The following is a 24,859-nucleotide window of genomic DNA, read 5'->3' as shown; positions in this document are numbered from 1 at the left end:
GGCCTGACGCGCGGGCGCCGGCCGGGGCGGGCCCGCCCGCCCCGGCCGGCGCCCGCGCGTCAGGCCAGGCGCAGCAGGCGGCAGCCGTGCGGCTCGAGCTCGAGCTCGACGGCGCCGCCGACGATCGGCAGCTCGGCGCCGCTCCACACGTCGACGGCCGAGGTCGCGCCGGAGCAGCCCAGGTCGGCCAGGTGCGCCGAGTAGGACCGCGCCGACGAGCCCAGCCAGAACACTCCGCGCCACTGCTCGTCGCCGCGCCACGCCGACCACACCACCAGGTCGCCGTCGCGGACGATCTCGCGGCTGCCGTCGCTGCCGAGCAGCGCGAGGACGTCGCCGTTCGTCAGCAGCGCCAGGGTGTCGGCGGGCGTGTCCGGGAGGTGCCCGCCCATCATCAGCGGCGAGCGGAGCAGGCACCACAGCGTCACGAGCGTCCGCTGCTCCGCGGGCGTGAACCGCGAGAGCCGGTCCTCGCCCACGTGCGCGCGCACGCCGATCCGCCCCAGCGGCAGCATGTCGGCGTCGGCCCAGGCGCCGGGGCGCTGGTGCGGTGCCCAGCGCGCCGCCCGCTGGAACTGCTCGTGCAGGTGCGCCCAGTCGTCCCAGAAGTCGTCCGAGATCCGCCACATCTGCGCGGTCGAGCGCAGCAGCTCGAGGTTCTCGAGCGAGAGCTGCTTGCCCGGGGAGAGGCTCAGCACCATCGGGCGGCCGGTCGCGTCGATCGCGCGGGAGAGGGCGGCGATCTCCTCCGCCTGGATCGGCGGGTAGAGCACGTCGTCGAGCTTCACGAAGTCGACGCCCCACGAGGCCAGCTGCGCCATCACGGAGTCGTAGTACTGCTGCGCGCCGGGCGCGCTCATGTCGACGCCGAAGTTGTCCGGGTTCCACGGGCAGACGTTCCCGCGGTCGGCGATGTCGGCGCAGGTCGCCTCCGCCCCGAGCACCGGCAGGCCGAGCTCGGCCGCTCGGCGGGGGACGCCGCGCATCAGGTGCACCCCGAAGCGGAGGCCGAGGGCGTGCACGCGCGCGGCCAGCGCCGTGAATCCGCCCGTCGCCGCGGAGGGGAAGCGGCCGACGGCGGGCTGCGGGCGTCCCCAGTCGTCGAGCACCGGCTCCGACACCTCCTGGTAGTCGCTCGTGCCGGGATCGGGCTCGTACCACTGGATGTCGACGACGACCGTGTCCCAGCCGTGCGGCAGGAGGTGCTCGGCGAGGTACTCGGCGTTCGCGAGCACCTCCTCCTCCGTCACCGAGGCGCCGAAGCAGTCCCAGCTGTTCCAGCCCATCGGCGGGCGGCGGGCGGCCTCCGTGCGCGCGGCGATCACGACAGCTCCAGCGTCACGGTCGCGAAGGAGTGCGGGGGCAGCGTGACGCGCAGTCCTGTCGCCGTGGTCTCGATGCCCTCGAGGGCGACGGGGGTCACCTCGTCGGCGGCGCCGGGCCGGTTGTGCGCGTCGGGGCGGTCGGCGGTGAGGAGGCGGCCGGTCGCGCCGGTCACGGTTCCGCCGCGGAAGTCGAGGGAGACCTCGAGCGGCTCCTCCAGGTCGACGTTGGTCAGCGAGACCAGGACGCGGCCGTCCTTCGTGGAGGCGGAGGCGGAGGCGACGGGTATCTCGCGGCCGTCGACCGCGTGCGTCGGGCCGGCGACCGTGGTCGGCAGAACCGTCGCGTCGTGGTGCCCCTTGTTCATCTCGAACACGTGGTACGTCGGCGTGCGGACCATCTCGCCGCCGTCCGGGTCGGTCAGCAGCATCGCCTGCAGCACGTTCACCGTCTGCGCGATGTTCGCCATCGTCAGGCGGTCGGCGAAGCCGTGGAAGACGTCGAAGTGCCAGGCCGCGACCATCGCGTCGCGGATCGTGTTCTGCTGGAAGAGGAAGCCCGGGTGGGTCCCCGGCTCCACGTCCCACCAGGTGCCCCACTCGTCGAGCACCATCCCGTACTTCTTCTCGGGGTCGTGGACGTCCATCACCGCGGCGTGCGAGCGGAGCAGCTCCTCGATCCCCTGCGCGGCCACGATCGTGCTCCAGTAGGTGTCCGCGTCGAAGTCGGTCGCGCTGCCCTTCGCGTGCCAGCTGCCGCCGATCGTGTAGTAGTGCACCGAGACCGACTCCCACGGCACGGAGGAGAAGGGGTGCCCCTCGATCTCGGGGATCACCTCCATCAGCGTCTGCGTCCAGTGGGTGTCGGCGCCGTCGGCTCCGGCCGCCACGCGGTAGAGCGGAGTGTCGTTGCCGCTCTGCACGAAGGTCCCGAACTGCCGCGCCAGGTCGGCGTAGGCGCCGGCGCGCATGTTGCCGCCGCAGCCCCAGGTCTCGTTGCCGAGCCCCCAGAAGCGGACGGTCCACGGCTCCTCCCGGCCGTGGGAGCGGCGCAGGTCGGCCATCGGCGACTTGCCCGCGCCGGTGAGGTACTCGGCCCAGTCCGCCATCTCCTGCACGGTGCCGGAGCCGATGTTGCCCGAGATGTAGGCGTCGGCGCCGAGCAGCTCGCAGAGCGCCATGAACTCGTGGGTGCCGAAGGAGTTGTCCTCCGCGACTCCGCCCCACTGGGTGTTGATCAGGCCGGGACGCTCCTCGCGCGGGCCGATGCCGTTGGTCCAGTGGTAGCGGTCGGCGAAGCAGCCGCCGGGCCAGCGGAGGTTGGGGATGTCGAGGGCGCGGAGGGCCTCGACGACGTCCAGGCGGATCCCGCCCTCGTTCGGGACGGGCGAGTCCTCGCCGACCCAGAAGCCGTCGTAGATGCACCGGCCGAGGTGCTCGGCGAAGTGGCCGTAGAGGTGGCGGCTGATGGTGGCGCCGGGGCGGTCGAGGTCGACGGTGACGGTGCTGTTCACGGGGTGCTCCAGGGTGGTGGCGGACGGGTCGGCGGCGGCGGTTCCGGCGGCGGCGGTGTCGAGGACGCCGGGGTCGGCGGCGGTGCTCACGCGGTCTCGCGGACGAGCCGCAGGACGATCGCGCGGTCGGCGTGGAAGGTCGGCAGGTCCAGGCCCGCCTCGCCCAGCAGGCTCCCCGAGTAGGCGGGGGCCGGGGCGTCGGAGTCCAGCGGCACCGTCGACTCCAGCCAGTGCGGGCTCTGCCAGGGCGGGCCGAGCGAGCCGGGGCGCGCGGTCTCGATCCGGTAGCGCGCCCGCGGATCCAGGCCCGGGAGGCGGACGCGGCGGCGCGAGTCCGCGGTCAGCGCGGGCGTGACCAGCGTGTACAGCGCCTCCGAGCCGTCCGGCGCGACGACGCCGCGCAGCGACGGCGCGTCGGGGTCGGAGTCGTCGCCCCCGACGACCCGGCCGGTCGCGATCAGGCCGCGGTGCTCGCGGTACGCCGCGATCCAGCCCGCCAGCACGGGCTCCTCCTCCGCGTCCAGCTCGCGGAGGTCCCACTCGATCCCGAAGTGGCCGAGGAAGGCGATCGCGCAGCGGGTGTGCAGGTCGCTGGTGCGACCGGTGACGGAGTTGACCGGCGAGGCGACGTGCGAGCCGAGCATCTCCGGCGGCACGAGCAGCCCGGTCCAGCGCAGCATCCGCGAGCGGTCCAGCGGGTCCTGGTTGTCGGAGGTGTGCACGCGGTCGGTGCGCTCGAGGATCCCCAGGTCGACCCGGCCGCCGCCGGAGGCGCAGCTCTCGATCTCGAGCTCCGGGTGCCGGGCGCGCAGCTCGTCGATCAGCCGGTACAGCGCGAGCGTCTGCTCGTGCACCGCGGCCGTCCCGGTGGCGGGGTGGCCCGCGTCGATCAGGTCGCGGTTGTGGTCCCACTTGAGGTACGCGACGCCGAGGTCGGCGACCAGGCCGTCGAGCACGCCGAGGATGTGCGCGAACGCGTCGGGGTTCGTCAGGTCGAGCACCTGCTGGAAGCGGAACCGCGGCGGCAGCTCCTCGCGGGCCCGCAGGATCCAGTCGGGGTGCGCGCGGGCGAGGTCGGAGTCCTCGTTGATCATCTCGGGCTCGACCCAGAGGCCGAACTCCATGCCCAGGCCGCGGACGTGCTCGGCGAGGGGGAGGAGGCCGTCGGGCCAGGCGACGGGGTCGGGCGTCCAGTCGCCGAGGCCGGCGCGGTCGTCGCTGCGGCCGAGGAACCAGCCGTCGTCGAGCACGTAGCGCTCGACCCCGAGGGCGGCGGCTCGGTCGGCCAGCTCGGCGAGGACGGCGAGGTCCTGGTCGAAGTAGACCGCCTCCCAGACGTTGAGCGTCACCGGGCGCGGCCGGCGCGAGGAGCGGGAGACCCCGCGGAGGTGGGCGTGGAAGCGGGCGGCCGCGGCGTCGAGGCCGTGGCCGAAGCTGCCGGAGATCCAGGGGGAGGAGTAGCTCTCGCCGCTCGCGAGGCGCACCTCGCCGGGCAGGAGCAGCTCGCCGCCGCGGAAGGCGAGCCAGCCGTCGCCGCGCTCCACCGCGTGCTCGTGGTTGCCGCCGATGCCGACGTGGCAGAGCCAGACCCGCCCGTCGGCGGAGTCGAAGCCGGGGGTGCCGACCGCGACGACCGTCGTCGCGTCCAGGCCGGTGCGGCCGCGCCGCGAGGAGCGGGAGTGGGTGCCGGTGACGACGGGGTGGCGCTGGGGGATCTTCTCGGTGCCCCAGCGGCCGGAGAAGTCCAGGATCTCGCGGGCCTCGGTCGGGATCCGGAGGGCGGGGTCGACGCCGATCACCTCCAGGTGCCCGGCGCCGTCGTTGCGGACCGAGACGCGGGTCCTGAGCAGTCCGGCAGGAGAGAGAACGATCTCTACGACGACCCCGATCCGGGCCTGCGCGTCGTGCGCCTCGACGGTCACAGCGGCGCTGCCGGCCTGCGCGACCGCGCCCTCCGCGAGGTCTTCCCCGTCCACCGAGACGGTGTCCACGGTCAGTCTCGGCGACCAGCCGGCGCCCTCCCGGTGCACCCGGAGACCCGGCAGGCCGGCCCAGCCGAAGGTGTGCTCGGGCAGGATCCCGGGCTCGTAGGGGACGTCGGAGGAGCCCTCGATCCCCGTCCGCACGGGAGTTCTTGCGAAAGCTGCGAGATCGTCGTCGCTCGCGTCGAGTCGCGGACCCCAGTGCAGCAGCACGGGCAGGTCGCCTCCCGACTGAGTGAGGAGGGCGGACACGTCATCGGCGACGAGATGGATCACTCTCGGGGATTGCATGTCCCCATTCCTATCGTCGATCCTGGTCTGAGTACAGCGAGAGATCGATCTCGACCCTCGGTCGGATGGACCACCGCGCGGATCGACCCGCGCCGATCGACCACCGCTCGCGCCGCTCATCCCCACCACCCACCGCCTCGACGAGGAGCACCCATGCCGCTGACCCACCCGGCCCCGCACGAGACCCGCCTGGAGCGCGGGGTGCTCGACGCGCGGCGGCGGCTCAACCGCGACTACCTCCTCTCGCTCACCGACGAGGGGCTGCTGCAGAACTTCCTGATCGAGGCCGGGATCGGCGACCAGGGCTGGCACCTGCACCCCTCGCAGGACTCGCGCGAGGCCCGCGGCCTCGACCGGCACTGGGGCTGGGAGACGCCGGGCTCGCAGCTGCGCGGGCACTTCCTCGGCCACTGGCTCTCCGCAGCGGCCCGCGAGGTCGCGGTCACCGGCGACCCGCTGCTGCGCGTCCGGATCGACTCCGTGCTCGACGGACTCGAGCGCTGCCAGGAGGAGAACGGCGGAGGCTGGATCTGGGCGATCCCGCGCGGCTACCTCGACCGCCTCGCGACCGGCCGCCCCATCTGGGCGCCGCAGTACGCGATGCACAAGCTGCTGATGGGCCTCGTCGACCTGCACCTCGACCTCGGCGACGAGCGGGCGCTGCGGATGGCGCGGGCCGCCACGGTCCCGCTGCTGGAGTGGGTCCGCGGATTCGACGACGCCGCGTTCCAGGAGATCCTCGAGGTCGAGACCGGCGGCATGCTCGAGGTCTGGGCCGACCTCCTCGCGATCACCGGCGACCCCGTCTACACCGAGCTACTGGGCCGCTACGACCGCCGCTCCCTCTTCGAGGGCCTGCTCGAGGGCCGCGACGTGCTGACCAACATGCACGCCAACACCACGATCCCCGAGGTCCTCGGCGCCGCCCGCGCCTACGAGGTCACCGGCGACGAGCGCTGGCGGAGGATCGTCGAGGCCTACTGGGAGCAGGCGGTCACCCTCCGCGGCACCTTCTGCACGGGCGGTCAGACCTCCGGCGAGATCTGGACGCCGCCCTTCGCGTTCGCCGCTCGCCGCGGCGAGAAGACGCAGGAGCACTGCGTCGTCTACAACATGATCCGGCTGGCCGACGTGCTGCTGCGCTGGACCGGCGACCTCGCCTACGCCGACTACATCGAGCGGAACCTCTGGAACGGCCTCCTCGCCCAGCAGAACCCGCGGACCGGGATGGTCGCCTACTTCCTGCCGCTCGAGGGCGGCGCCCGCAAGGACTGGGGCAGCCCGACCGAGGACTTCTGGTGCTGCCACGGCACGCTGGTGCAGGCGCACACGCGCCACTCCGGGCTCGTCTTCTACCGCGGCGGCGACGCCGAGCTGACGATCGCGCAGCACGTCGACGCGAGCCTGCGCCTGCCGACCGCCGCCGGCGACGCGGCGGTGCGGGTCGAGGTGCTCGACACCGCCGGCTACGTCGGCCCGGACGCCAACGCGGGTGCCGCGGGCGACGTGCACCGCCCCACCGCCTCGCGGATCCGGGTCGAGATCGTCTCGGAGGAGGGGGTCGCGCTGCAGGTGCGGCTGCGGGTGCCGGAGTGGACCGTCGGCGAGCCGGGGGTCGCGGGCGACGCCGAGCGCGTTCGGGCGGGCGACGGCGCGCTCCTGATCGAGCACCCCGGTGGCCGCACGAGCGTCGACCTCGCCTTCGGCACCGAGATCCGCGCCGTGCCGATCCCGGACGAGCCGGGCACGGTCGCCTTCGTCGAGGGCCCGATCGTGCTGGCCGGCCTCGTCGACCGCGAGATCGCGCTGCGGGGGCGCCTCGAGGACGCCCCCGCCCTGCTCGCCCCCGACAACGAGCGGCAGTGGACCCAGTGGCTGCGCGGCTACCGCGCCGTCGGCCAGCCCGCCGCCGTCCGCTTCCGGCCTCTGCACGAGGTCGTCGACGAACCCTTCTCGCTCTACTTCCCGGTCTCGGCCGGGAGCTGATGGACAGGATCCCCTCCGTGACCTGCGCTCCGCGCTCATGACCGCCTCCCCCGCCGTCCAAGCGATGCCCCGCGGCCGCCTCCTGCTGCCGATCTTCGCGATGCTCGTCGGCTTCGGGCCGCTCACCATCGACCTGGTGCTGCCGTTCCTGCCGACGCTGCAGGACGATCTCGGCGTCTCGGTGGCGACCGCCCAGCTGGTCGTCACCGGCGCCACCTTCGGCTTCGCGGCCGGCCAGCTCGTCTCCGGACCGCTCAGCGACGCGGTCGGCCGCAAGTGGCCGCTCGGCGTCTCGGCGGCGCTGCACATCGCGGCGAGCCTCGTCGCGGCGATGACCTCCGACACCGCCGTGCTGCTCTCGGCCCGCTTCGTCCAGGGCGCCGCCTGCACCGCCGCGGGCGTCGTCGTCACCGCCATCGTCCGCGACCTCTACAGCGGCAAGCGGCTCGTCACGATGCTCGCGAACCTCGCCGTGATCGTCTCGGTCTTCCCGATCCTGGTGCCCTCCGTCGGCGCGCAGCTGACCAAGGTGATCGACTGGCGCGGCTCCTTCCTCGCGGTCGCCGCCTGGGGAGCGCTCGCGACCGTGATCGCGCTCCTGGTGCTGCCCGAGACGCTGCCCCGCGAGCGGCGGCACCAGGGCGGGCTCGGCCCGTCGCTGCGCAACTCCTTCGGGATGCTCCGCCGGCCGCGCGTGCTGGCGCTCGCCGCCGCCTCGGCCGCGGGCTGGTCGGTCGGCTTCGCGTATCTCGCGACCGCTCCCTTCCTCTACACGAACGTCTACGCGGTCGGTCCCGACCTGTACGGGCTGCTGTTCCTGGTCACCTCGCTCGTGACGATCGCGGTCGGGCAGACGACGGGACGGGTGATCGTGCCGCGGTTCGGACCCCGGTTCGCGATGTCCGCCTCGGCGATCGTCACGGCGCTCGGCGCCGTCGTGGTCGCGGTGCTCGCGCTCACCGGCACGCAGCCGCTGCTCGTCGTCGTCGGCGCGCTGACGTTCGCGCTGGCCGGCCGCTCGCTCGGCTTCGCCCCGGTGCAGTACCTCTCGCTGCAGGGCCCGTCGAGCGAGGCGGGCAGCGTCACGGCGATCCTCGGCACGGTCAGCTTCACGGCGGCCGGACTGGTGATGCCGGTGATGGGCGCGTGGGCCGAGATCTCGCTGATCCCGTTCGCGATCCTGCTGCTGCTCGCGGGCCTGGTCGAGGGCGGCGTGGCGCTGCTGTTCCGGCCGGGCTCGCGGCGCTTCGATCCGGGGGCGCAGCGGCTCGAGGACGAGCCGGCCGGGGCCGCCCGATCGGCCGGCCCCCGCGCGGACGACGAGAAGAGCTGAGATGACCCTCCGGGAAGGAATCACCGTGGAACTGCGCTCCGGCGACTACACCCTCCGCGTCGAGGCGGGCGGCCTCGAGGTGCTCGCGGGCGAGCGCGTCCTCTACGCGAACGACCGGCCGCTGCGCGTCACGGTCAAGACCGTCGCCGCGATCAGCGAGTACTCCGGCGCGCCCTACGACGACGTCTCGCTGTCGGAGGGGGCGATCACCGCGAGCGGGACGATCACCGTCCGCTCCGGGTCGGCCTTCGCCGTCACCGACGTCTGGCGCGTCGCGGGCGACGGCTTCTCCGTGCACCGCGACGTCGAGGTGCTGGCGGCCGGCGGCGACCTCGGCTTCTCCACCGCCGTCTCGCTCGGGCTGACCGGGTCCGACGACCTCCGCGACTACGAGTGCTTCGCCCCCGGCGCCTGGTACCGCGACAACGCCTTCGGGCCCGCCGACGCGATGGGCCGCGACCCCGGCAGCGAGTACTTCTGGCGCACCGAGACGCACTACGCGCTGCCGCTGTTCGCCGCGCAGAGCCTCGCGACCGGCGAGACCGTGGCGCTCTCGCGCTGGGCGGCCGACGCGACGCTGCCGCGCCTGGACGTGGTCCGCTCCGAGAACTTCACCGACCCGGACTGCACCGTCGGCTCGATCGGCCTGAGCCGCCCGCAGGGCACGACGCTGAACTACCTCTACTACGGCTTCGGCGTGCGGACCCCGCTCGACGTGCCGCCCGCGGGCCTGTCGATCGACTACGTCCACCCGGGCGCCGACGGCGAGCGCACGATCGACAACCCCTACTCCGGCCTCGACTACGACGCCGCCCCGAAGGCCCTGCAGCGGGTGAACCACCCGGTCGAGGTCGGCTTCCGCCAGCGCTACGCCGTCGCGGTCGACCTCGGCCGGTACGACGACTTCGCGACGATGATGCGCGCCACCTGGCGCAGCACCTACGCCCGGCTCCGCGACGACCTGTTCGAGGTCGACAACGAGCGGCACTTCCACCACGGCATGGCGATCCTCCAGCGCCTCACCCGCCGCTACGGCGACTCCTGGGGCCTGCCGTTCGCCTGCCAGCTGCCGGACCTGGACGTCTCGAGCGTCTCGTTCCAGTTCGGCTTCGTCGGGCAGCAGCCCGGCATCGGCTACCAGCTGCTGCGCTACGGGGACCGCGAGGGCGTGCCCGAGGCGTTCGAGCAGGGCGTCGGCATCGTCGACTTCTGGGCGCGGACCGCGCTGCCCGAGTCGGGCCCGCCGCGGATGTGCTTCAACCCCTCGCTCGGCGGCTTCGAGCCGTACCCGCACTACCTGCGGATGCTCGCCGACGGCGTCGAGGCGATCCTCGACGCCTACCTGCACCTGCGCGACCTCGGCGACGAGCGCCCGCTCTGGCTCGAGTTCTGCCGGCGGACCGCCGACTGGCTGCTCGAGGTGCAGGACGCCGACGGCAGCTTCCACCGCGCCTACAACGCCGACGGGTCGGTGCGGATGGACTCGCGCTCGAACACCCCGAGCGTGATCCGCTTCCTCGTGCAGCTGCACCTCGTGACGGGGGAGGGGCGCTACCGCGCGTCCGCCGTGCGCGCCGGCGAGTGGTCGTTCGCGAACATCCACCGCACGCTGGAGTACCGCGGCGGCACCTGCGACAACGCCGACATCCAGGACAAGGAGGCGGGCATCTACGGGCTGTTCGGCTTCCTCGCGCTGTACGACCTGACGGAGGAGCCGCGCTGGCTGGAGGGCGCCGTCCGCGCCGCCGACTACACGGAGACCTGGACCTACGCGTGGTCCTTCCCGGTCCGCGCGCCCTGGGCGCATCCCTTCAACCGGTACTCGATCAGCGGACAGAGCATCATCACCCTCGGCGGCGGCGCCGACGTCTACATGGCGGCCTGCTCGTACAGCTACTACCGACTGCACCTGATCACGGGCGACGAGCACTACCTCGATTTCGCCGAGTTCCTGCACCGCAACACCCGCCAGTCGACCGACGTCGACGGCAGCATCGGCTACGCGATGCCCGGCCTCGGCCACGAGAGCGGCGACTTCGCGACCCAGACCCTGCGCAGCCACCACCACTGGCTGCCCTGGTGCACCTTCGTCGAGGTCGACCCGGCCTCGCGCCTGCGCGACACCTTCGGCGTCTACGAGATCGCCGACGCGCAGCGCCTGCCCGCCGCCGAGCGGGCGGCCCGCAACCGCGTCTACGACCGCTACGGGCACTCGCGGAGCTGACCCGACCCCCCCACCGCATCCTGCTCGCGTCTCGTTCTCACGTCGACGCGGCCACACGGCGGGTCCGGCGGCCAGCGGGGACGACGCCCGGTGCGCTGCTCCGCCTCAGTCGGCGGACCGGAGCTCGTTCCGCGTGCCGCAGCCGGACCCTCCGCAGCGCCCTCAGCCGCGCCACTCCACGTCGACGCGCACCGCCTCCGCACCGAGCTCCAGCCCGCCCGACACCTCGCGCCCGTCGACCCGCAGCACCGCGTCGCGCAGCGTGCGCACCCGCGTCCCGCCCGCCGGTGCCAGCCACTCCGCGCCCGGCACCCGCCGCACCCACAGCGACGCCCGTCCCGGCGACCACTCCAGCCGGTCCACGACCACCCCGCCGCGCGCGCGCAGCCCTGTCACGGCACCCCGCGCCCACGCGGACGGCAGTGCCGGCAGCACCGTCAGCGTCTCGTCATCCGATCCCAGCAGCATCGCCGCCACGAGCCCCGGCAGTCCGCCGCTGGCGTCGAGGTTGAAGATCCGCCCCGCGTCGTGCCGGGTCGTCAGCGTCGGTGACCAGTGCTCGACCGCGAGCCACTCCGCGCAGGTCAGCGCCGCCTCCCCGTCACCCAGCGCCGCCGCCGCGACGCCCACCTGCACCAGCCCGAACGCCATCTCCATCCGCCCGGGAGGAGCGGTCGGCGCCTCGGCCCGCCACGCGATCTTCGCCGCCACCGTCGCCGCCGCGGCGGCCCGCAGCCGCACCGCGGAGGCGCCGGGCCCCTCGAAGGCAGCGTCGCCCGCGTACCAGAGCGGGTACAGCTGCGACGCGTGCCGGTGCGCGATCTCCTCCGCGAACCGCGGGTCGATCCACTCCGCCAGCGTGCCGTCCTCGGCGACCCGGTACTCCGGCAGCTCCGCCACCACCCGCGCCCAGCGCTCGTCGAGCGAGTCGTCGCCGCGGGCCCGGCCGAGCAGCGCCGTCGCCCGCGCGGCGTCCCGCAGCACGGCGACGTCGATCGTCGCATCGACCGCTATCGGCGAGCGCGCACCACCCGGTGTGTTCTCGGGGGAGTAGGAGGGGACGATCCGGCGCACCCCGTCGACCACGGTCGTCCCGGTCTCGGCGAAGCGCAGCACGCCCTCGGCCAGCTCCCACAGCCGGTCGTCGACGATGCCGCGGTCTCCCGTGGCCGCGACGGCGTCGGCGGCCAGGCGCAGCACCCAGCCGCCGCAGCCCGTCCAGAAGAGGTGCGGGTAGCTCGCCACGAAGTGGTCGGCGCGGCCGTGGGTCGACATCCGCGACGGCAGGAGCATCCCCTCCGCCCCGTAGACGAGGCGCGCGTTCTCGCGGTAGTCGTCGAGGTGCGGCAGCACCAGCTCCAGGATCGACAGCGCCAGCTCGGGCGTGCCGGTCGGGATCATCCCCGCCATCGCGCCGTTCTGCACGTTGCCGTTCAGCGTGTAGTCGGCCGACCAGGCCGGCCGCCAGGTGCCCTGCCAGACGCCCTGCAGCGTCGGCGGCAGCTCGCCGGTCGACGCGACGATGTTCGCACGGCCGCTCAGCCAGGCCAGCTCGACCACGCGGCGACGGGCGCCCGCGTCGCCGGAGCGGGCGGCGTCCCACAGGTCCTCGGTCAGCTCGGCGTCGGAGGCGCCGTCGAGATCCAGCACGGAGGCGCCGACCAGCCGGCCGTGCCCCTCGCGCTGGGCGTCGCGCAGCTCCTCCCAGGAGAGGTCGGCGGAGGCGTCGGGAGCCGCGCCGATCGCGACGTCCAGCCGGAGCACGCGGGCGACCCCCGCGGAGATCTCCACGTCCGAGACGGCGGCGCCCCCGGCCACGCGCCACGTCGCTCCGCTCGTCGCCCGCGTCACGGCGCGGATCGCGGTCGGGCCCTCGCCCGCCTCGGCCGTGAGCACCGCGGAGGCGCCGCCCTCGACGTGCGACGAGACCACGGCCGAGGCGTCGGGCACGCCGGTGTCGAAGGAGGTCGCCTCGCCGGCCCCGAGCGCGAGCTCGACGGTGACGACGGTGTCCGCGGAGGACTCCAGAGCCAGCCGGACGCCCTCGCCGCCGTGCGGGGCGAGCAGGCGCACGGCGTGGCGGCCGCCGTCCTCGTCGGTCCACTCCACCGCGGCCTCGCCGCCGAGCGGATCGATCAGGCGGACCGCGGAGGCGACGCCGCCGGGGGTGCGCAGCGTGACGGTCGCGCAGAGGCCGAGCGGGTCGGTCCAGATCAGGCCGCCGTCGTAGCCGCTGTCGCGGGCGGCGCGGGCGAGCAGGGCGGTGGCGGTGTCGGAGTCGCCGGCCAGCAGGGCGCCGCGCAGCTCGTCGCGGACGCCGGCGAGGTCGGGCGCGTCCGGGCGCGGATTGACGGGGAGGAACCAGCGCTCGTGGGCGAGCGGGACGGTCAGGGAGTCGGCCGGGCCGTGCACCACGGCGCCGACGCGGCCGCTGCCGACGATCAGGCCCTCCTCCCAGGTCGGGGCCGCAGTGGCGGTGACGAGGGTGGGCGTGCGCGACAGTGCGCCGGCGATCGGGGCGATGATCGGTTCCTTTCGGGCTCGCGGGAGTGCCTGATATGTTGCGTGAACCCTCAAATTACCTCTCCCGGTGCGACGGCGCGCGGGAGTCGAGAGTTAGGAATCCGCGATGACGCGACCGATCACCCTCTTCACCGGCCAGTGGGCGGACCTCCCCTTCGAGGAGGTGGCGCGCCTCGCGGGGGAGTGGGGCTACGACGGCCTCGAGATCGCCTGCTGGGGCGACCACATCGACGTGGCGCGCTGGGACGACGCGGAGTACGTGCAGAGCCGGAAGGACATCCTCGAGCGCAACGGCCTCCAGGTGTTCGCGATCTCGAACCACCTCACCGGCCAGGCGGTCTGCGACGACCCGATCGACGAGCGCCACCGCGACATCCTCAGCGACCGCGTCTGGGGCGACGGCGACCCCGAGGGCGTCCGGCAGCGCGCCGCCCAGGACCTCAAGGACACCGCCCGCTTCGCCGCCGCGCTCGGCGTGACGCAGGTCAACGGCTTCTCCGGCTCGTCGATCTGGAAGGGCGTGGCCATGTTCCCGCCCGCCTCCGACGAGTGGATCGCCGCCGGCTACCAGGACTTCGCCGACCGCTGGAACCCGATCCTCGACGTCTTCGAGGAGGTCGGCGTCCGCTACGCGCTCGAGGTGCACCCGAGCGAGATCGCCTACGACTACTGGACCGCCAAGCGCACCCTCGAGGCGATCGGCCACCGCGCCTCGTTCGGCTTCAACTTCGACCCGTCGCACTTCGTCTGGCAGCAGCTCGACAGCGTCGCGTTCGTGCTCGACTTCGCCGACCACATCTTCCACGTTCACGTGAAGGAGTCGGTCACCAACCTCGACGGCCGCAACGGCGTCCTCGGCTCGCACCTGCCGTGGGCGAACCCGCGCCGCGGGTGGACCTTCGTCTCGACCGGGCACGGCGCCGTCCCGTGGGAGCCGGTGTTCCGCGCGCTCAACGCGATCGGCTACACCGGCCCGACCAGCGTCGAGTGGGAGGACGCCGGCATGGACCGCCTCGACGGCGCCCCCGAGGCCCTGGCCTTCGTGCGGAAGCTCAACGCGATCACGCCGCCGGCCGACGCCTTCGACGCGGCGTTCTCGACCTCGCGCGACTGACCGTCCGCCGCACGCCTGCGTCCCGGAGGCCGGAAGGACCGACTGCCCGCGAGGGCCGTCCGGGCCTCCCGGCCTCCGTCGTGCTGCGACCGCGTCCGCAACCGGGGCCGGGACGCTGCAGCGGGCGCCGAACGGGCCGGAGAGGGCGATCCGACCTCGATCGCCGACGTGATCCAGGTCGGTCTCGGCGGCGGGCCCCCCGCCCCGACCCGGCGGCTCGCCGGGAACGACGGAACGGCCGGCCCCCCGCAGGGAGCCGGCCGTCCGGCCTCGCAGGATCTATAGGCCCTGGGAGAGGCGGTAGTACGCCGCGTTCGAGCGGATGTCGGACTCGAAGCCGCGGAGGGTGGTCGACTCGTCGATCACGAGGAGCTCGACGCCGGCGATGCGGGCGAAGTCCTCCCACGCCTCCAGCCCGATCTGCGTCGTCATCACCGTGTGGTGCGCGGCACCGGCGGTGATCCAGGCGGCGGCGCTGGTGCCGAAGTCCGGGGCGGGCTGCCAGACGGCGCGGCCGACGGGCAGGTGCGGGAGCGTCTGGGGCGGCTCGACGTTCCGGACCTTGTTCGCGACCAGGCGGAAGCGCTCGCGGACGTCGCTCAGGGCGACCACCACGGCGGGGCCGGCGTCGGCGGTGAAGACCAGGCGCACCGGGTCCTCGCGGCCGCCGATGCCCAGCGGGTGGATCTCGAGCGAGGCGCGCTTCGACGACAGGGACGGCGACACCTCGAGCATGTGCGCGCCGAGGATGAGCTCCTCGCCGGGCGTCATGTCGTAGGTGTAGTCCTCCATCAGGCTGGTGCCGCCGGGGAGGCCGGCGCCCATGACGGCGGCGATGCGGATGAGGACGGCGGTCTTCCAGTCGCCCTCTCCGCCGAAGCCGTAGCCGTCGGCCATGAGGCGCTGCACGGCGAGTCCGGGGAGCTGGCGGAGCCCGCCGAGGTCCTCGAAGCTGTCGGTGAACGCTTCGAAGCCGCCCTCCTCCAGGAACGAGCGCAGGCCGATCTCGACCGCGGCGCCGTAGCGGAGCGACTCGTGGCGCTCGCCGCCGGGGAGCAGCTCGGGGACCACGTCGTAGCTCTCGACGTACTCCGCGACGAGGGCGTCGATCTGCTCGGAGGTGGCGGCGTCGACGCGCTCGACGAGCTCGTTCACGCCCCAGGTGTTGACGCTGACGCCGAGGCGGATCTCGGCCTCGGTCTTGTCGCCCTCGGTGACGGCGACGTTGCGCATGTTGTCGCCGAAGCGGGCGACCTTCATGCTCTGCGAGGCGGACCAGCCTGCGGCCGCGCGCGACCAGGTGCCGATGGCCTCGGTGACGCGAGCGTCGCTCGCGTGGCCGACGACGGTCTTCCGGGGCACGCTCATCCGGCTGAGGATGTAGCCGTGCTCGCGGTCGCCGTGCGCGGCCTGGTTGAGGTTCATGAAGTCGAAGTCGATGTCCTGCCACGGCAGGGCGACGTTCGCCTGGGTGTGGAAGTGCAGCAGCGGCTTGGCGAGCGCGTCGAAACCGTGGATCCACATCTTCGAGGGGCTGAAGGTGTGCATCCAGGTGATGACGCCCACCACGGAGTCGTCGGAGTTCGCCTCGATCATGGTGCGGCGGATGGCGTCGGAGCTCTTCAGCACCGGCTTCCACTCGACGGTCACGGGGATCGCGCTCGCCTCGTTGAGCTGCGCGACGACGGCCTGCGACTGCTCGGCGACCTGGCGGAGGGTGTCCTCGCCGTAGAGGTCCTGGCTGCCGGTCAGGAACCAGACGGTGCGGGTGGCGAGGTCGGGGATGATGCTCTGGTACACGCTCATGCGATGGCTCCGGTGGGGTTCTGTCCGTAGACGTTCTGGTAGCGGTCGAACAGGGCGTCGATCGACTCCTGCGGGATGGGGACGAGCTCGCCGCCCTGGCGCGCGAGGTGCACGGTGCGGGCGACGTCCTCGGCCATGACGGCCGCCTTGACGGCGTCCTTCGCGTCCTTGCCGATGGTGAAGACGCCGTGGTTCTGCATCAGGACCGCGCGCGAGCGGTGGCCGCTGAGGGTCGCGACGATGCCGCGGCCGATGGAGTCGTCGCCGATGATCGCGAACGGGCCGATGGGGATCTCCCCGCCGAACTCGTCGGCCATCGCGGTGATGACGCAGGGGATCGACTCGGCGCGGGCCGCCCACGCGGTCGCGTAGGTGGAGTGCGTGTGCACGACTCCGCCGACCTCGGGCATCTCGCGGTACACGTAGGCGTGGGCCGCGGTGTCGCTGGAGGGGCTGCGGTCGCTGCCGGGGGTGCCGGGGACGACGTTCCCGTCGAGGTCGCAGAGGATCATGTTCTCGGGCGCGAGGTCGTCGTAGGAGACGCCGCTGGGCTTGATCACGAAGAGGTCGGCGCCGGGCACGCGGCCCGAGATGTTGCCGCCGGTCCAGATGACGAGGCCGTAGCGGACGAGCTCGGAGTGCAGCCGCGCGACGTCCTCGCGGACGCGGGCGATCGCCTCCTCGACGGCGGGGGTCTGGGTGGTCATGCGGTGGCTCCCTGGTTCTGCGGGTCGGTGAGGGTCTCGACGGCGGTCTGCTCGACGGCGAGGCCGGCGCGGTAGCGCTCGAGGTAGGCGGAGAAGCCGGCGACGTCGTCCGCGTCGGGGGCGACGGTCTCGAAGCCGGAGTCGCCGAAGACCTGATCGGTGAGGTACGCGTCGAGCGCGACTCCGCTCTGCAGGCGGTAGGCGGCGAGCACCGCCATGCCCCACGGGCCGCCCTCGGAGGCGGTCGCGGCGACCGAGACGGGGGCGTCGAGCGCGCCGGCGAGGAAGCGCTGGGCGACTCCGGCGGTGCGGAACATGCCTCCGTGCGCGAACATCTCGTCGATCCGGACGCCCTCGCCCGCGAGGACGCGCATGCCCAGCGCCAGGGTGCCGAACACGCCGTAGAGCTGCGCGCGCATGAAGTTGGCGAGCGTGAGGCGCGAGTCGGGAGTGCGCACGACGAGCGGGCGGCCCTCGACCAGCCCGGCGATCGGCTCGCCCGCGAGGTGGTTGTAGGCGAGCAGTCCGCCCGCGTCCGCCTCGCCCTCGAGCGCCTCGGCGAAGAGGGTGCCGTAGACGGCGTCGCTGTCGGAGGGTCCGCCGGACGCGGCGGCGAACCGCGAGAACAGGCCGACCCAGCCGGCGAGCTCGCTGGCTCCGTTGTTGCAGTGGACCATCGCGACGAGGTCGCCGGCGGGGGTCGCGACGAGGTCGAGCTCGTGGTGCACGCTCTCCAGCGGGCCCTCGAGGACGACCATGGCGAAGATGCTGGTGCCGGCGCTGACGTTGCCGGTGCGCGGGGCGACGGAGTTGGTCGCCACCATGCCGGTGCCGGCGTCGCCCTCGGGCGGGCAGGCGGGGGCGCCGGGCCGGAGGGCGCCGGTGGGGTCGAGCAGGAGCGCGCCCTCGGCGGTGAGCGAGCCGGCGTCGGCGCCCGCGGGGAGCACGGCGGGCAGCAGCTCGCGCAGGGGCTTCACGGCGCCGGCCGCGCGCTCGTCGTAGAGGTCGACGACACGCTGGTCGTAGTCGCGGGTCGCCGGGTCGGTCGGGACCATGCCGGAGGCGTCGCCGACTCCGAGGACCTTCTCGCCGGTGAGGCGCCAGTGCACGTATCCGGCGAGGGTGGTGAGGAAGTCGATCCGCTCGACGTGCGGCTCGGAGTCGAGGACCGCCTGGTGCAGGTGCGCGAGCGACCAGCGCAGCGGGATGTTGGCGCCGAACAGCTCGGTGAGCTCGGCCGACGCGGGGCCTGTGCTGGTGTTGCGCCAGGTGCGGAAGGGGACGAGCAGCCCGCCGTCCGCATCGAAGGGGAGGTAGCCGTGCATCATCGCCGAGACGCCGAGCGCCCCGACGGAGGAGAGCTGCACGCCGTGGCGCGAGGAGGCGTCGGCGACGAGGTCCGCGTAGGCGGCCTGGAGGCCCGCGTGGACGGCGTCGAGGGAGTAGGTCCAGCGGCGGTCGACGAACTGGTTCTCCCACTCGTGGCTGCCGACGGCGAGGACCACGGACGGGTCGGCCGCGTCGACCAGGCACGCCTTGATCCGGGTGGAGCCGAGCTCGATGCCGAGGGCGGTGGCGCCGCTCGTGATCACGTCGGCGGGGGTGGGCCTGCGCTGGTCCATCATGCTCCTCGCTCGGGCGATGTGACCGTTCACAAAGCCCCCGGTCAGCGTAGGCGAAACGGCTCGGGGTCGGCAAGCGAGGAGCCGGCCGACGGGGTCCGACTGCTCCTCCTCCGCCGCAAGCCCCTTCCGCCGGGGCCGCCCGCTTGGTCGCATGAGGCATGCGTGAGATCAGACTCGTCAGACTCGTCACCCGCCTCGAGAACGCCGCCGCCCTCGATCCGCTCGTCGGCCGGGTGAAGCGGGCCGTGAACGCGGTGGTCCGGCCGCAGCCGGTGCGGGACGTGCTGCACGGCGTCCCGGTCGGCCACCCCGTCCATCCGCTGCTCGTCCTCGTGCCCACCGGCGCCTGGGTGTCGGCGGCGGTGCTCGACCTGCTGCCGGGGAACCAGCGCGCGGCGAGGACCCTCGTCGGCGTCGGCGTGATCAGCGTCCTGCCGACCGCCGCCTCCGGCTTCACCGACTGGTCGGAGCTGCACGAGCAGCAGACCCGCGTCGGGCTGGTGCACTCGGCGGCCAACGTGGTCGCGACGGGCCTCTACGCCGCGTCGTGGGTGCAGCGCCGCCGCGGGCGCACCACGAGCGGGAAGGTGCTCGGGATGCTCGGGCTCGCCGTCGTCTCGGGAGGCGGCTACCTGGGCGGCCACCTCAGCTACCGGCAGGCGGCGGGGGCGAACCACGCGGAGGACGTGCCGCACCGCTTCCCCTCGGGCTGGCAGGAGCTCGGCGCCCTGGCGGACCTGCCCGAGCGCACGCCGGTGAGGAGGGAGGTCGCGGGCCTCCCCCTGCTCGCCTTCCGGCGGGGCGAGCGGATCGACGTGCTCTCGAACGTCTGCAGCCACCTCTCCGGCCCGCTCGACGAGGGCGAGGTCTCGGCGGACGGCTCGGGGGAGGCGTGCGTCGCCTGCCCGTGGCACGGCAGCGCCTTCTCGCTCGAGACCGGCGAGGTGCTGCGGGGGCCGGCCACCTCGCCGCAGCCGCGGTTCGAGACGCGGGTGCGCGAGGGGCGCGTGGAGGTGCTGCTGCCGCACGCGGGGTGAGGCGGGGCCGGTGCTGCTCAGGCCTGAGCCGTCGACGCCCGCTCCACCAGCACCGGCGGCACCGGGCGGTCGACGGCGGGCTCCTCGCCGCGCAGCTCCGCGAGCACGACGCCGATCGTGCGGCGGCCGACTTCCGCGAAGTCCTGGCGGATGGTGGTCAGCGGCGGCTGGTAGTGCGCCGCCTCGGGGACGTCGTCGAAGCCGACGACGCTGAGGTCCTCGGGCACGCGCAGTCCCCGCTCGGTGCAGGCGTGCAGGAGTCCGAGGGCCATCTGGTCGTTGCCGGCGAACACCGCGGTCGGCCGGGGCGAGGAGTCGAGGAGGCGGAGGCCGGCGCGGTAGCCGGACTCGGCGCTCCAGTCGCCCTCCACGACGGCGACAGGGTCGAGGCCGGCCGCGCTCATCCCGGCGCCGAAGCCCTCGAGCCGCGCCTGCGCCTCCACCCAGTGCTGCGGACCGGCGAGGTGCGCGATGCAGGTGTGGCCGAGGCCGACGAGGTGCTCGGTCGCCAGTCGCGCTCCGGCCGCCTGGTCGACGAGGAGCAGGGAGTCGGCGCCGCGGTCCGTCGCGCCGAGCGTCACCGAGGGGACGCCGATCGCGAGGCTCTCGATCGCCTCGAGCGCGCGCTCCTGCGGGGCGAGGACCACGATCGCCTCCACCGACTCCCGCTGCAGGTGGGCGAGACCGTCGGCCAGCGACTCCGCGTCCGGCGCCGCGTTCACGACCGGGACCCGGTAGCCCGCGTCGCGCGCCGCCTGCTCGATCGCGGCCATCGCGGTGGCGGTGCCGTAGAAGCTGTGGCTCTCGGCGGCGAGGATCCCGATCAGGCCGGAGCGGCTCGTCGCCAGGGCGCGGGCGGCGGCGCTGGGGCGGAAGCCGAGGTCCTCGATCGCGGCGAGCACGCGCTCCCTGGTGCGCGGCCGCAGCTGCGGGCTGTCGTTGAGCACCCGCGAGACCGTCTGGTACGACACTCCGGCCCGCACCGCGACGTCGCGGATGGTCGGCGCGCGGTCGAGGGGCATGGCCACACCGTAGCGGTGCGTGCGCCCCCGTCCCCCTCCCGCGAGATGCCACTCTGGTACACGTTCGTCGGCGTGTCGCGATCCTTCTTCCACTCGACCCGCCCTCCTGTGACATCTCCAAAGACACTTTTGGGCCTGGACGCGAAGCACGTAATCCTAGAAGAATTGCTTATTCCGGACGTAAGCTTTGAAGTATCAGCTGCTGGAGCCTGTCAATCAACGGGACACATTCAGATCGGAGAACAACATCGCCGTTAAGAACAGCGCGTTGAATAGCCGCGTTAACTATCGCTTTCGCCACGACAACTTCCCCTTTCGCATTTGGCATTCCGCGAGAGGTTAATATGTCTTCGAGCTTCTCACTCCAGGCCTTGATACGATCTTTGTCCAAGGATCCCCGCTCTTTAGCTGAAAAGCTAAACTTGATGTGAGCTTCAAGAGCGGCGAGATATGTATCAACCTCGAATAGATCCTCGAGTTCAGATCGTTGGTGATGGGGTCTTGTAGCTTGAACTACGAAAGTCGATTCGACTATTCCCTCGGCAAGGAGTCGTTCTACGTCTTTTTTCCCGGCGTCATCGCCATCAATCATGACTATTGGTGTCGTGAGGATGGTACGGGCTGCCAGAACTCTAGAGTATATTCTGCTACCGCCACCTGCGGCCTCGACGAGCACGCGTCCATCATCCAGGCTCGCCTTGACCGCCGGATTGAGTGTCGAGAGTAGAATTCGCAGAGTTAGTTCGTCATGGATGCCTTCTCCTATCAAGATAACTTCTGCAGCCGAAAGAGCGTCAGATAGGCGAACGCCTAGCGCATGACGAAGTTGGTCCAGGTCCTTCGCGGCTTTCGCCGCGCGATCCCCTACTATCACATTTTGGCTTAGGGATCGTCTATTGACAAGCGACTGGCTGTGGGTGGTCACGATCACCTGTTGAGTCTCCGCAATTCCTTGAAGAACCTTCCGGAGCTCGTGAACAGCTCCTGGGTGAAGGTGTGACTCCGGTTCTTCTACGGCAATTACGAGTTGCTTGTCCGGATGGGCTGTAGATCTAGTCCATTCTAAAGTCAGACCGAGCGCAACCAAGCTCTGGATCCCATCTCCCTTAGTGGCTAAAGATGTACTAACGCCATCGTCGATAAGAATTTCATCGACACCTCGCGATCTTGAAAGGCTGCTTGTCTGCACGGTCACTCCCGAGGCGGTCGGTACGAAGCGCCTCAGGGTCGACGTTAGAACGTTCTCGACTTCGGTCACGGCTTTCGCGTCTAGCTCTTCAAGTTCTTTTACAAGCGAAGCGTAGCGTTTCGACTCCAATATGGCGCGTCGGCGAGTAGCTAGGATCTCTTCTACCACTCGGAGGGCTGCGGCGCTCGTGCGAACGGCCGGTACGTATAGAAGGCCAATCCGCGCCGCTACAAATGCGGCAATTTCTTGAGCTTTTTCACCGTGATTGCCTTTACCCTGCTTGGGAATCGTTAGCGCTGCAGATCTTACATCGAAAGAAACTTGAACCGGCAAATGAGAGTTTATGGAAATACCCGTTGCAGATTTGAATGCGGCTTGCTCGGCGTCGTCAAGTTCAAAGTTTAATTGGATGATTGTGCTTTTCTGAGCTCCCCGTCGATCTCTTGCAAAGAGCGGAAAATCTCGGTCCCAATCGTAATCGAGATTCGACTCGCGGCGCTGCCTTTGTGATGCGCGAGACGACCTAAAGACGGCCAATAGCGGTACTTGGCTTCGTCTTGCGAAGACTGGCGGAAGCTGCGCCCAACCCTCGATGGCATGCATGGCAAGTACGGTCGCCTTTAATAAATTCGATTTCCCCTGATTGTTGGCCCCGACCAGTACGGTAAAATCAGCTACTTGAAACTCGGCTTGCTTATCGATACTTCTGTATTTGCGTACAGAGACACTTCCTAGTCGCACTCGCGGCTCCTTCTCTCGAAAAAACATCATTGTTGAACGTTGGTGCCCTCGTGGGAAAGTCGGCTTGCTGCAGTGCGGGACACCGCCGCATATTGAGGTCAGGGGCCGCCGAGCCAGTGGTCGATGCGGTGGTGGTCGGGGGTGAAGCCGTGGTCGACGCCCCAGAGGACGGCCTGCGTGCGGCTGGTCGCGCCGATCTTGCCGTAGACGCTGCGGATGTAGGACTTCACCGTGTTGGGGCTGAGGTAGGTGAGCGCGGCGACGTCGGCGTTGCTCTTGCCCTGCGTGATGAGCGCGAGGATCTCCGACTCCCGGTCGGTGATGCCCTCGTGGCGGCCCGGCCAGTCGAGGCCCGGTGCGCTGCCCGCCCGCCGCGGAGGATCGCTGACGACGACCTCGCCCGCCGCCACCCGCTCGAGCGCGGCCACCAGCTCCCGCGCCGGCAGGGTCTTGGAGAGGTAGCCGTGGACGCCCTGCTCGAGGGCGTCCGCGATGAGCGTCGGCGCGAAGTTCCAGGTGTAGACGACCACGTGCTCGGCCCGCTCGTTGCGCACCAGCTCCGCGATCTCGTGGTGGTCCGACTCCGGCTGGGCGAACGAGTCGTAGAGGACGACGTCGATCCGGTCGGAGAGGGAGGCGTTCGCGTCGATCTCGGCGACGACCACCCGATCGCGGTAGTGGTCGAACATGCGCGCGAGGCCCGTGAGGACGACGTCGTAGTCGTCGACGAGCGCGACGGTGAGGGGCGCGCGGCGGGTCATGGTCGGACGCTACCGCACGGCTCGTCGGGGCGAGCACACCCCCAGGGGTGTACCGCCGCCTCCTCCGGGGTGGTTGCGTAGCCACCGGTCCCGCAACCGCGGAACCGATCAGCGGGCCCCCGCCCGCACAACGGAAGGACGACCGCCATGCTCGGTCTCATCATCAGCCTCATCGTCGTCGGACTCATCGCAGGAGCGCTGGCCCGCCTCATCGTCCCCGGGAAGCAGAGCATCAGCATCGGCATGACCATCGTGCTCGGCATCGTCGGCTCGTTCGTCGGCGGCTTCCTCGGGTTCCTGATCTTCCAGCACGACCCGATGGACGGCTTCTTCCAGCCCGCCGGCATCATCGGCTCGATCATCGGAGCGATCATCGTCCTGCTCGTCTACACCCGCTTCGCCGGCCGCTCCGCCGCGCGCCGCTGACCCGCAGCGCACGGCGACAGCGAGGTGGCTGCCGACCCGCGCTCCGCGGGCATGCAGGCACCACGCTGACCGGCGGCCCCGGCCCGGCTCCCTCCACGGGCCGGGCCGTCGTGCTGTCCGCGGGGTGCCCGGGCGACGACCGCGGTCTCCGACGCTGCGTCCGCGGGTTCCGACGCTCCGTCCGCGGAGCCCGCGCCGCGTCCTCCGACCTCCGTGGATCGGCGGCCGAGTCCGTCGACGCCGCGTCGGTGGCGGCCGAGTCCGTCGCCCCAGAGTCGGCAGCCGCGCAGCCCGTCGCCGCCCAGCCGCCGCGCACCGGGGTGCGCGATGCTCGGGCGATGCCGCTCGTCGTCCCCGATGCCCTCGTCCCGCTCGCGCTCCGGCTCGCCCGTGCGAACCGCACCTTCGTCAGCGCGGAGGGAGCCCGTCGCCGCATCCGGGAGCGCGCGCTCCGTCCCGCCTCCTACGGCCCGCCGCCCCGCCTCCGGCCCGGCGTGCGCGTCGACGTGGAGCAGGTCGGCTCCTGGCCGGTCTACACGATCCGCCCGCGGGTGATCCGCGGCGGCGTCGTCTACGTCCACGGCGGCGGCTGGGTGAACGAGATCGCGCCCCAGCACTGGTGGCTCGCCGCCCGCATCGCCGACGAGGCCTCCGTCGCGGTGACCCTCCCGATCTACCCGCTCGTGCCCTTCGGCACGGCGCTCGAGGCGCGCGACGGCGTCCGAGGCCTGGTGCTGCGAAGTCTGGAGCGGCACGGCGCGACCTGCCTCGCCGGCGACTCGGCGGGCGGCCAGATCGCCCTCTCGACGGCCCTCGCCCTGCGCGACGAGGGGGTGGTCCTGCCGCGCACGACCCTCGTCTCGCCCGCGCTCGACCTCTCCTGGAGCAACCCGCGGATCCCCGAGGTGCAGCCGACCGATCCCTGGCTCGGCACCCCGGGCGGTCGCGTCCTCGCCGAGAGCTGGCGCGGCGCCCTCGACCTGCTCGATCCCGTGGTCAGCCCGCTGTTCGGCGACCTGGCGGGCCTCGGCCCCCTCACCGTCTTCAGCGGCACGCGTGACGTCCTCAATCCGGACGCCCACGTGCTGGCCGAGCGGGCGGCGGCCGCCGGGGTCCCGTTCGAGCTCCACGAGGCCGTCGGGCAGGTCCACGTGTACCCGCTCGTGCCCACGCGGGCCGGCCGCGAGGCGCAGCACGACCTGGTCGAGGGGCTCCGCGCGGCGGTCTGACCACCGGCCGGCCCAGGCGTCCGGCAG

General features: G+C 72.1%; 17 protein-coding genes. 7 read left to right on the top strand and 10 right to left on the bottom strand.

The window, feature by feature from the left end; all coding sequences use genetic code 11:
• Positions 1–59: 59 nt before the first annotated feature.
• The 3 genes from C5C46_RS06375 to C5C46_RS06365 are packed head-to-tail and all read right to left on the bottom strand — an operon-like array spanning position 60 to position 5,109.
• Positions 60–1,325 carry a glycoside hydrolase family 27 protein gene (locus C5C46_RS06375; RefSeq protein ID WP_258059368.1) on the bottom strand — a complete coding sequence of 422 codons (1,266 nt, stop codon included), beginning with the start codon at positions 1,323–1,325 and terminating at the stop codon, positions 60–62.
• The gene (locus C5C46_RS06370) at positions 1,322–2,926 is read right to left on the bottom strand and encodes an alpha-L-arabinofuranosidase C-terminal domain-containing protein (protein WP_308471126.1); all 1,605 of its coding nucleotides are present in this window, start codon (positions 2,924–2,926) and stop codon (positions 1,322–1,324) included. Before C5C46_RS06370 ends, C5C46_RS06375 begins: the two co-directional genes overlap by 4 nt.
• On the bottom strand, positions 2,923–5,109 hold the full coding sequence (locus tag C5C46_RS06365; RefSeq protein ID WP_104226059.1) for an alpha-galactosidase: 2,187 nt from the start codon (positions 5,107–5,109) through the stop codon (positions 2,923–2,925). The genes C5C46_RS06370 and C5C46_RS06365 overlap by 4 nt, the downstream gene beginning before the upstream one ends.
• Before the next feature lie 153 nt (positions 5,110–5,262).
• On the opposite strand from C5C46_RS06365, the gene C5C46_RS06360 reads away from it, so the two are divergent.
• Genes C5C46_RS06360 through C5C46_RS06350 form a run of 3 tightly spaced genes read left to right on the top strand, consistent with a single transcriptional unit; the run spans position 5,263 to position 10,652 of the window.
• Positions 5,263–7,095, top strand: coding sequence for a beta-L-arabinofuranosidase domain-containing protein (locus C5C46_RS06360; RefSeq protein ID WP_181136059.1), 1,833 nt, complete (start codon positions 5,263–5,265; stop codon positions 7,093–7,095).
• 37 nt (positions 7,096–7,132) lie between these two features.
• Complete coding sequence (locus C5C46_RS06355) at positions 7,133–8,428, top strand: multidrug effflux MFS transporter (RefSeq protein WP_104226058.1); 1,296 nt, start codon at positions 7,133–7,135, stop codon at positions 8,426–8,428.
• 25 nt (positions 8,429–8,453) lie between these two features.
• A complete protein-coding gene (locus tag C5C46_RS06350; RefSeq protein ID WP_104226082.1) occupies positions 8,454–10,652 on the top strand; it encodes a hypothetical protein in 2,199 nt (732 codons plus the stop codon).
• A gap of 162 nt (positions 10,653–10,814) precedes the next feature.
• On the opposite strand, the gene C5C46_RS16550 is transcribed toward C5C46_RS06350, so the two are convergent.
• Entirely contained in the window at positions 10,815–13,229 is a 2,415-nt protein-coding gene (locus C5C46_RS16550; protein WP_146078941.1) for a glycoside hydrolase family 95-like protein, read from the bottom strand.
• Positions 13,230–13,281: 52 nt separating this feature from the next.
• Here C5C46_RS16550 and C5C46_RS06340 point away from each other — a divergent pair, with 52 nt between their 5' ends.
• The gene (locus tag C5C46_RS06340) at positions 13,282–14,289 is read left to right on the top strand and encodes a sugar phosphate isomerase/epimerase (RefSeq protein ID WP_104226056.1); all 1,008 of its coding nucleotides are present in this window, start codon (positions 13,282–13,284) and stop codon (positions 14,287–14,289) included.
• Positions 14,290–14,568: 279 nt separating this feature from the next.
• On the opposite strand, the gene araA is transcribed toward C5C46_RS06340, so the two are convergent.
• Genes araA through C5C46_RS06325 form a run of 3 tightly spaced genes read right to left on the bottom strand, consistent with a single transcriptional unit; the run spans position 14,569 to position 18,424 of the window.
• Entirely contained in the window at positions 14,569–16,095 is a 1,527-nt protein-coding gene (gene araA, locus C5C46_RS06335) for an L-arabinose isomerase (RefSeq protein ID WP_104226055.1), read from the bottom strand.
• Positions 16,092–16,802 (bottom strand): L-ribulose-5-phosphate 4-epimerase, encoded by a 711-nt coding sequence (locus tag C5C46_RS06330; protein WP_104224687.1) that lies wholly within the window; start codon positions 16,800–16,802, stop codon positions 16,092–16,094. The genes araA and C5C46_RS06330 overlap by 4 nt, the downstream gene beginning before the upstream one ends.
• Positions 16,799–18,424 carry a xylulokinase gene (locus C5C46_RS06325; RefSeq protein WP_104226054.1) on the bottom strand — a complete coding sequence of 542 codons (1,626 nt, stop codon included), beginning with the start codon at positions 18,422–18,424 and terminating at the stop codon, positions 16,799–16,801. Before C5C46_RS06325 ends, C5C46_RS06330 begins: the two co-directional genes overlap by 4 nt.
• Before the next feature lie 161 nt (positions 18,425–18,585).
• On the opposite strand from C5C46_RS06325, the gene C5C46_RS06320 reads away from it, so the two are divergent.
• Complete coding sequence (locus C5C46_RS06320) at positions 18,586–19,464, top strand: Rieske 2Fe-2S domain-containing protein (protein ID WP_104226053.1); 879 nt, start codon at positions 18,586–18,588, stop codon at positions 19,462–19,464.
• Positions 19,465–19,481: 17 nt separating this feature from the next.
• Here the strand turns inward: C5C46_RS06320 and C5C46_RS06315 are convergent, their stop codons facing one another.
• The 3 genes from C5C46_RS06315 to C5C46_RS06305 all read right to left on the bottom strand — a co-directional run bounded on the left by C5C46_RS06315 (position 19,482) and on the right by C5C46_RS06305 (position 23,177).
• Entirely contained in the window at positions 19,482–20,486 is a 1,005-nt protein-coding gene (locus C5C46_RS06315; RefSeq protein ID WP_104226052.1) for a LacI family DNA-binding transcriptional regulator, read from the bottom strand.
• A 169-nt stretch (positions 20,487–20,655) separates the two neighbouring features.
• A complete protein-coding gene (locus C5C46_RS06310; RefSeq protein ID WP_181136498.1) occupies positions 20,656–22,416 on the bottom strand; it encodes an ATP-dependent endonuclease in 1,761 nt (586 codons plus the stop codon).
• A 98-nt stretch (positions 22,417–22,514) separates the two neighbouring features.
• Positions 22,515–23,177 (bottom strand): response regulator transcription factor, encoded by a 663-nt coding sequence (locus tag C5C46_RS06305; protein WP_104226051.1) that lies wholly within the window; start codon positions 23,175–23,177, stop codon positions 22,515–22,517.
• A gap of 147 nt (positions 23,178–23,324) precedes the next feature.
• Between C5C46_RS06305 and C5C46_RS06300 the strand changes: the two genes are divergently transcribed.
• Both C5C46_RS06300 and C5C46_RS06295 read left to right on the top strand, forming a co-directional pair.
• On the top strand, positions 23,325–23,603 hold the full coding sequence (locus C5C46_RS06300; RefSeq protein WP_104225042.1) for a GlsB/YeaQ/YmgE family stress response membrane protein: 279 nt from the start codon (positions 23,325–23,327) through the stop codon (positions 23,601–23,603).
• A 338-nt stretch (positions 23,604–23,941) separates the two neighbouring features.
• Complete coding sequence (locus tag C5C46_RS06295) at positions 23,942–24,832, top strand: alpha/beta hydrolase fold domain-containing protein (protein WP_104226080.1); 891 nt, start codon at positions 23,942–23,944, stop codon at positions 24,830–24,832.
• Positions 24,833–24,859 lie beyond the last annotated feature (27 nt).

This window comes from Rathayibacter sp. AY1E6, assembly GCF_002931115.1.
Lineage (GTDB): Bacteria > Actinomycetota > Actinomycetes > Actinomycetales > Microbacteriaceae > Rathayibacter.
Note: the sequence above shows the minus strand (reverse complement) of the source record. Positions and strands in the feature narration are given on the sequence as shown.